Annotated in this window: 4 protein-coding genes and 4 pseudogenes; 3 read left to right on the top strand and 5 right to left on the bottom strand. The window is 51.7% G+C overall.

What is annotated here, in order from left to right; all coding sequences use genetic code 11:
- Positions 1-86 (top strand): annotated as a pseudogene (locus BUC32_RS21325) (IS200/IS605 family transposase); the annotation flags it as partial.
- Here the strand turns inward: BUC32_RS21325 and BUC32_RS19615 are convergent.
- The 3 pseudogenes from BUC32_RS19615 to BUC32_RS21320 all read right to left on the bottom strand — a co-directional run.
- Positions 78-521, bottom strand: a pseudogene (locus BUC32_RS19615) (ATP-binding protein); the annotation flags it as partial. The pseudogenes BUC32_RS21325 and BUC32_RS19615 sit on opposite strands and share 9 nt — an antisense overlap.
- Positions 518-1,354 (bottom strand): annotated as a pseudogene (locus BUC32_RS19610) (Mu transposase domain-containing protein); the annotation flags it as partial. The pseudogenes BUC32_RS19615 and BUC32_RS19610, both read right to left, overlap by 4 nt.
- Positions 1,352-1,789, bottom strand: a pseudogene (locus BUC32_RS21320) (tyrosine-type recombinase/integrase); the annotation flags it as partial. The pseudogenes BUC32_RS21320 and BUC32_RS19610, both read right to left, overlap by 3 nt.
- Positions 1,790-2,146: 357 nt before the next feature.
- On the opposite strand from BUC32_RS21320, the gene BUC32_RS19600 reads away from it, so the two are divergent.
- On the top strand, positions 2,147-3,031 hold the full coding sequence (locus BUC32_RS19600; RefSeq protein ID WP_175556980.1) for a class I SAM-dependent methyltransferase: 885 nt from the start codon (positions 2,147-2,149) through the stop codon (positions 3,029-3,031).
- Complete coding sequence (locus BUC32_RS20845; protein ID WP_073257226.1) at positions 3,028-4,047, top strand: glycosyltransferase family 2 protein; 1,020 nt, start codon at positions 3,028-3,030, stop codon at positions 4,045-4,047. The genes BUC32_RS19600 and BUC32_RS20845 overlap by 4 nt, the downstream gene beginning before the upstream one ends.
- Positions 4,048-5,622: 1,575 nt before the next feature.
- Here the strand turns inward: BUC32_RS20845 and BUC32_RS19585 are convergent.
- Together BUC32_RS19585 and BUC32_RS19580 are read right to left on the bottom strand one after the other, a co-directional pair.
- Entirely contained in the window at positions 5,623-6,576 is a 954-nt protein-coding gene (locus BUC32_RS19585; RefSeq protein WP_073257220.1) for a lysylphosphatidylglycerol synthase transmembrane domain-containing protein, read from the bottom strand.
- Between the two features lie 51 nt (positions 6,577-6,627).
- Positions 6,628-7,686, bottom strand: coding sequence for a hypothetical protein (locus BUC32_RS19580; RefSeq protein ID WP_083599434.1), 1,059 nt, complete (start codon positions 7,684-7,686; stop codon positions 6,628-6,630).
- Positions 7,687-8,433: the final 747 nt, after the last annotated feature.

The raw sequence follows: 8,433 nt of genomic DNA, 5'->3' as shown, positions 1-8,433 counted from the left end.
CACATCGGGAAACGTGACCGACGATATCATCATGCAGTACCTGGAATTACATTCCGCCAAATGATGCTACCGGCACCCGCCGGTAGTCTTTCACTGACCAATGCTGCCGCAGTTACAAAGGCCACCGGCAGCCCCTTTTGACAAGCCGCAAGGCCCAGCCCGAGAGCGACGTGGGTCTTGCCAATGCCTGACGGCCCAAGTGCGATGACGTTTTCCTGGCGCTCGATCCATTCACAGCGGGCCAGTTCCAGCACCATCATCTTGTTGAGACTGGGGATGGCCTTGAAGTCGAAGCTATCGAGGCTTTTGACGGCCGGGAACTTTGCAGACTTGATCCGGCGCTCGACCATGCGCCGTTCCCGGTCGATCAACTCCAGTTCCGTCAGCCGGGCCAGATAGCGCACATGGTCCACGCCCTCGGCGGCGCAGATGCGGGCCTGCTTGTCATGCTCACGCAGGAACGTAAGCAGGCGCAGGGTCTTTAGGTGGTGGGCCAACAACAACTCTGGTGCATCAGTCATGCTTCACCTCCCGCCAGCAAGCTCATGTAGGATGCGGCGGAGGTTGTGGCGATGTTGGTTCTGGGCAAGAACGGATAGATATCCAGATCCAGCCGGGGTGGCCGCCTCTCGATGCGGCATAGCAGGAGATGTTTGATGGCATCAAAGCTGACGGCCCTCATCTGCAGTGCGCCTTTGATTGCCAGATGTAGTACATTCAGATCAAAGCGTTCCAGCAAACGAAGAACCTGCACATATTCCCGCTTGCCAGCCTTGCCCTGTCGGGCTTCCAACAAACGCTGCAACGTCGTGAACGCGTCAGGCAGATCCCAGTCTTGCAGGGGCGCTGCTTGATCGAAGGCCATGATCTTGCGCTCGATCAGCACCAGGTAATGCACCGGGTCAAACACCATGTCGCCTGTGTCATAGGAGCGAGGGTGATCCGCGATCACTTCGGCGGCGCAGCCGATGACGACACGACCCACGAAGCCTTTGATCCAGACCTCACGATGACCATAGGCAACCGGCACTGAGTAATCGTTGCTGCGATAACGTACCACCGATGTAGATGTCACTTGGCCACTTTGCAGATCGCAGGCCTCAAAGGGTGCCGAAGGCAAATCTCGCATCGCGGCCAGGTCGGCTTGCAGCCGTTCTCCGATGCTGACCTTGTGCCCACGCAGAACATCCGCCTGCCGTTTGTGGCATTGTTCTTCAAGGTAACCGTTGAACGCATCCCAATCAGCAAAGCAGGGCATCGGCACCATAAAGTTGCGCCGACCGTAGCCAACCAGTCCTTCGACCTTGCCTTTATCATTCCCCTTGCCGGGGCGACCATAACGGTCACCGATCAGGTTGGTTACTTCAGATGCTCGTAGCCCGGCACCATAGCCGATGCCGAGCGCCGCCCGATACTTGAGACCGGGGCCAGGTGCCGAGGCCAGAACCGCAGAGACCTCCTCGAAGCTCAGCGCAATCGGCAGCTTCCGCGGTTCGGTCCGGAACTGTATGTACTTCTTCATATCCTCCCGGTCGCAGGTCATGCCGAAGAAGAATCGCAGCGCAGCGACCCGGGCGTTGTAGACCGAAGGTGTGACCTCGGTATCCGTCATGTGAAGCTGATAGGCGCGCAAGTCGTCCGGTGTTGCGGAATCCGGTGACCGTCCCAAAAACGCCGTGAATTGCTTGACCGCCCGGATGTGGGCTTTCTGCGTCGTCTCCGCCAACCCGCGAATACGCATATCTTCGATCATCCGCGCACGCAGCGGGCTCATCTTCTCCTGTGTCATGGGAACCTCCTGTCCAATTGAGAAACCTCAATCGTCAGGCAGGTCTGTCACATCGCAAAATCCGATCCATTCAGCTGGGCGCGATACATCAGAAACAAGCGCCCATGCTGCGAGAGCGGCTTAGTCCTTGAGCCCGAAGCCGACATATCTTCCAATCTATGTTGAGCTTCAAATGCGCGGTGCTACGTTTCTGTTGGGTTGGCCGCAGTGGAACTCACGATGACAAGCAAAATCATGCGGGACAGAGTACACTCAAGTAGTCGAAAACACCTATGTAGACGCGGAAAGACAAACATAGCTATAATGTTTGGAAAAGAGACTGGTTCCAAAATTGGGTCACTGCATGAGGCAAAGTGGATGAATGATGTGACGGGAAACTCGTTTGTTTCAGCAGAATGGTACGTAGAAGAGTGCGCTTGTCCGATGTGTGGAAGGGCTGAATCCGAAGCGACTCGATATGAACAGATTCCGTTTAAAATCAAGCGCTGCAGTTCATGCGCTTTGTGGTTTTTGAGCCCACGCCTTGCGGAGGAAGACGCGCAGCAATTTTATCATAGCGACGCATATTTCGCGGGCGGCCACGGTGAGTCTGGGTACGAAGACTATTCGGTCCAAGAACGCAGTCTTCGAGCAACTTTCCGAAAATTTTTGAAAACGATCGACGCGAAAGCTGCCACAGGCGGGGCCTTTCTGGAAGTTGGTTGTGGACCTGGATATTTGCTGGACGAAGCAAATAGCTATTTTGAAAGCCTGGCAGGCGTTGAACTGTCTGACAAGGCGGCAAAGCAGGCAGCCAGTCTCACTGGCGCAAGAATATATAACGACATTGAAGAGATTGACGATGTCCCGGCATTTGACTGCATCGTCGCAACACATGTCATCGAACATATTTATGAACCCGTTGCCTTTGTCGAAACCCTGGCCCGACGGCTAAAGCCAGGCGGTAGCATTATTCTTGCCGCGCCCCATATGGGCAGCCTTTATCGCCGGATCATGGGGCGTCGATGGCCGTCGTTCAAATACCCGGAACATGTATCGTTCTTCGATCAAAAAACCCTGCCAGATCTCTTTCGGCGGGCCGGATTGGAGGTGACAGGCAATGTGCCATACCCACATGTATTTCCCTTGTCGCTGGTACTTTCAAAATTTGGCATCAAGGGCCCACTTTGGACTGACGGAGTTGATGTTACGTTGCCAGCGACTACCATCAGTTTTCAGGCGAAAAAACGAGTCAACATATGAAACCCGAGCCACTGCTTTCGATTATCATACCTGCCTACCAAGAAGCTATGGGGTTAGTCGAAGCAGTTAACACCATTCGCAGTCACGCGGATGCGTTATGTGCGGTGGAGTATATTGTTGTCGATGACGGTTCCACGGATGCGACATGGCAGGTAATTGAAAATCTGACCGCAACCCAACCATCCGTGAGAGGTGTTCGCCTGTCGCGAAATTTCGGCAAGGAGGCGGCGATCACGGCAGGCCTCAAAACTGCGAATGGAGACGTCGTAGTCTCCATCGACGCCGACCTTCAGCATCCGCCAGAACTGATCCCCGAAATGTTCAAGCTGTGGAAGTCAGGTGCAAAAGTAGTCAATACTGTAAAGCAAACCCGTGAGAATGAAGGGCTTATCAAAGCTGGATTGACGAGGTGCTATTTCAAACTGTTTCACTGGCTGGCTGGCATAGATATCGGAAACGCAGCCGACTTCAAATTGCTTGATCGGGAAGTGGTTGATTGCCTGATTGCCTTGCCCGAACGCGAACGGTTTTATCGTGGATTGGTTGCATGGGTGGGCTTTGAGCAAAAAACAGTCTTGTTTGATGTTGCCCCCCGAAAGGTTGGAAACAGCAACTGGTCATCGACAAAATTGCTAAGGTTGGCCTTGGATTCCATAGTTTCATTCAGCACCACTCCGATGCATTTAATGACATTTCTGGGCGCTGGATTCGGGTTGATGGCGCTGTTTTTAAGCGTGCGCACCTTTTCGCTCTGGCTGACTGCAAATGCTGTGCCGGGCTTTACCACTGTCATACTATTGCTGATCATCGTTGGATCAATTCTGATGACTGGATTAGGCATTATTGGAATCTATGTTGCCAAAATCTATGACGAGGTAAAGCGTCGTCCAGATTTTATTGTTCGGGAGCAGACGCAGTTTCGGCAAGGCTTGCCTGATAACGATAGAAATCAAACGGCCCAATCCGAACCGGATCCTCAGAGCGTGCCTTCACCAACTCAAGAAGTTGTGCGCTGAGACGTGTCAGGTATTTGTCGTTGCGCCGATTGATCACGAAAAGCGGCGCGGCGGCATCAAGAGCCGCAATAGTATCGCGAACGTCACTTTCAGTACGCAATCCCAGAGGCGTACCGTAGTATCGCACAGGGCTTTTTCGCCCTGTAATGAAGTTAAGTTCTGGCTCCATGGGGATGGTCATGAGTTGCTCGTTAGATATGGCGGTGGTCTCGATGATCTCAATGACTTGGCGATAAAGCGCGGCGTCACTCGGTGAAATTTGAAGACTTACGCGCGGGATGTCAGCGGCGATATTGCCTACGCTCCTGTTGCCAGCCACGACACCGGATACCCCCCGTTCAAGTGGTTGGCCTGCCTGAAACACAAGCGCCCAACCGGACACCACAATCAGCGTCGCCATCACAATTCTGGTTGGCTGCATGACCAAAAGCCCAATGAGAACTGCAGGTAGAGCGAATAGAAGGTAGATTAAGATTTGATAGTGAAGTGCACCAATAGCCCAAAATACGGCCATTATCGTTACGGGGCGAACCGATCCAAATCGGTAGAAATAACTGTTTGTTTTAATCCCCAACGCTGGAACGGACAGGATTAGAAAAACCCACGCGATGCCAGACTCAGTTGACACAAACCCCGTGGGGGAAATTATGTTTTGCCACGCCATTTGAAGAATAGTCAGAAAGCTGGCTTGCGATATGAAGTCCTGACCATTGATCATCATAGCAGTCAAGAAAATGTCGGACGCCCAATATGAAAACGCCCCGTTTGACAAAGCCCATAGTACGAGCGGCAATCCAGCCAAACCAAAGCCTAATGTCACAAGACCCACTGTCTGGCCAACATAAGACCACGATGTTCGCGCGCGCAGAGTCGCTAACATCAACAGACCCAGCGGCCAGATTCCACCCCAGATCAACCCGAACAAATGCTGTTTAGATGCCAGGTAAACCGATAGTCCGACAATTGAAACGCCGCCAATCAGAATGGCTGGTGCCCGCGGCTCCTCCTTTTCCCGAGGCGCTTCCGCCAAAAGGACACAAACCAACCCTAGGGCGAGAAACACGCCACTCAACTGCCTTGTGAAAAAACACAGCCCAACAAGTGTCCCGGCCAACAGTAATCGAGCAAATGATCCACGAGGAATTTTTTCCAAACACAGGCATAGACAGAAAAAGAAAACAAGCGCGTGCCAGTTTGCGCTGGGATTGGGAAACTGCACAAAAGAAAAGGCAGCAACAACTATTACACCCACAAGTGCAACTGCGGCTCCACTGTCTTTAAGCAAAACAAAAGTAATGATGCATTGCAAGACGGTGAACGCGATCAACGGGTATCGTAAGCTCAATAGATCTTCGCCAAACACGCGAAACGCGAGCGCGTTTAGGAGATTTCCATATCCAGCGTGCAGATCAATAAAGTCGCGATGGATGACATCTCCCGCATTCGCCCGCTGAGCGACGTAAGCGTAAATACCCTCGTCAACGGGCCACCAAAATTGATCATGGTAGTTGATCATAATTGCCGACACGCAAAGTAGACCGATCAGGGCCGCACTCGCATGATTGCGTGTGCCTTTCATCGGGCAAGACTGCTGCGATTAAGCACTACTAACAATGCAGTGCCAAAAGCGGATGCGACAACTTGCGTTAGCCCAAACAGAGCCGCCATCGCGACTGCAATAGGTGCAGGCAAACCTATCGTCGAAAAGGCGGCAGTAGCAGCCAATTCGCGAGTGCCCCATCCACCGATCGAGATTGGGACTGACGCCGCAAACAGCACTGCGGGAAACAAAACAAGAAGTTGGGCGCTACTGAACGATATCCCCTGATCTTTTAGAAACAAATATGCAATTGCGATTGAAAAGAGGTGGCTCGCCAATGAGAGGACCACCGACGTGCTGATAGTTCTTAGACGTTGAGTTGGATAAATTCTTGGCGAGTCTTTAGAAATTTGCATCGGGTTCCATTGAAAAACAACCACTCCTGCAACAATAAAACAGAGAAGGCAGATAACAACAACGACTGATATGGGAACGATTGACGGCTCGGCTGTAGCGCCAACAAAGACAATGACACCAAGAGAGGCCAACCCTATGACACGGTCAAAAACACCGACGCCTATCGCTGCTTTGAAGGTCAAACCATAGCGGTGCACCAACCACACCCTCCCTGCGTCTCCCGCTAGCGAGGTCGGCAACAGCATGTTCGCAAGCGTCGAGGCAAACGTGAGTCGGCATGCCTCCACCATATTGATCTGTGCACCCGACGAACGAGAGATAATGGCAAATCGCCAAGAGAGCAAAGAAACAATCAGGAAGTGCAGTGCAATCATCGATGCGATGGTCTCACCGGAGACTGATTGCAAGTGGGTCCAAACCAGTGTGAGATCAACCAGCGACAACACTAAGAAAAAAAAACCGAATAAACCGGCCAAGCGTAACGCTGCACGAAGCCAAGCACGCGTTAGCGGTTTGCTCGATTGCTGTGTCATCGCCAGCCCAAAAAGAACAAAGGCCGCCAAAACTGCCATTCAGCTTTGTATGGTACATCTTTTGAAACAAGCTGCTGCTTTGTCACTGGATCAACCGCCGGAATTTAAGTCCAGAATCTCTTGAATTTTGGGTTTGCGCATTTTCCAGATCTTGCTGTCGACCATATAGTGGTGGAAATTGACAATTTGGTAAAGAACGATAGTCGCCGACAACCCCGCAAAGAAAAGCCAGTCGATCACACGCAAGAACCCCCAGTAGACTACCCCAGTGATCGCGATACAGGACAACAAATAAAGCCACATTCGACCGGATTGCGAAATATATGACAGAAATCTCGCGTCTGGGTCGATGCCTGTACTGAATCGCTTGTTGTTGAACATCCAAACAAACAAAATGTACTGGGCGTTATGCCAGATGTTGATCATCAACCAGCCCAGTGTGATGTCCTTAGAAGCGACGTAGGCAAGGTAGAAGATTGCAAAGTGAGTCAGCATGTACATTGTATGTACAACCGCCAGACGCCCTTCAAATGCCGCCCAAATACGTGTCGCAAGCCAATATGCGAATAGGGCGAATGCAATGTACCCAGATACTGTGGACACTTCAGGTGGAACCGGGAACGACCAAAGCTCCAGTCCGATGAACGTGCTGTGTTGCTCTGATGACCTGCTTACTATCCCGAAGACCGGAATGGAGTAGAAAATAGCTTGGTCTATCCAGCCATCTTGAAATTTCGCTTGTGCGTCTTTGCCACGGTACGCCCGCGACACTCCCCAACTTTGGCGTGTATAATGCCACCACTGCCAATAAAAATAAATGCTTACAATTACCCATATCCCAGCGATCCAAACCACGGCTAAGGTGGCGATCACAACGATTGGCAACAATCCGATCACCAGAAACCTGTTTTCGGCAAAACTCTGTTTGTCAAAGCAGAGCCGTGTGAAGGTCGCGATAACATGGTGATAGCCCAAAAACCACAAGTCGAGGACAAGAATTGGATAGAATAGCGAAGGCTCAATTAGGATGACTAGCGCTGTAGCGCAGGACAATGTCAACAGCCCAAAAATGAACCAGGTATCGAACTGAGCATTACGAATCCAAGGAAGATCCGAGTATGACCTGTCGAGGGCTTTGATATCAACCATTGTCACTGCCTCGCGAATATTCCATTTTACGATATCGTACTTAGGCCCCGCAGGTCCATCCAAGATATTATGTCAGGCGTCTGACCACTCAATAGGCCAATGTTGCAAGCTAGTCACGATCTTGTTCACGATGAACGAGCCTTTGTGAGCAATTATCGACAAATATTGTTCTTTGATAGGGCTCGCGATCTCGTCACCGTGATCCAAAGCAAGACCAACCGATCTGTGAAGTTTGAGGCAACTAAAAATAGGCGTGGTTCCAACTGGGATTAGATTTGCCGCCCTGGCTTGCACGGGAGGACTTGCCAGTTGCCAAGTCGGTTCCCCGACTGGCTTCACCTGGCCACCCGACAATATACTTGGCTCGTCCGTGATTGGATAACCGCGATCGGTCTCGATCCCAGCGGCTACGGCACCCATTCTCTAAAACGAACGAAGGCGGCGCAACTTTGCCCGACATGCCGGACAAATCCGCGCGAATTGCTGGCCGGGAGACTTGTTGTGTCCCCAAAACAGAGACAGGCACTTTTGCAATGGTCCCACGATCCCTACATTTGAGTGTTTTGGGGCCGAACTGTGTGTCAATTTCTGACACCCCATAGATTCATCCTCAAAGGCAGCAACCGGTAGCTAGGGGCTGTTGACGTTTACTGGGTTTGAATGATTGCTGCCGCAATCGAGATGAATGCCGTAAAGCTCTGGTCTGTCTTGCACGAGCGCATGGCTATGCCTCTGTTTTCCTTCAAC

The organism is Shimia gijangensis (genome assembly GCF_900142085.1).
In the GTDB taxonomy this organism is placed as follows: Bacteria; Pseudomonadota; Alphaproteobacteria; order Rhodobacterales; family Rhodobacteraceae; genus Shimia; species Shimia gijangensis.
The sequence above is the reverse complement of the archived record's forward strand: the minus strand, read 5'-3'. Positions and strand labels throughout refer to the sequence as shown.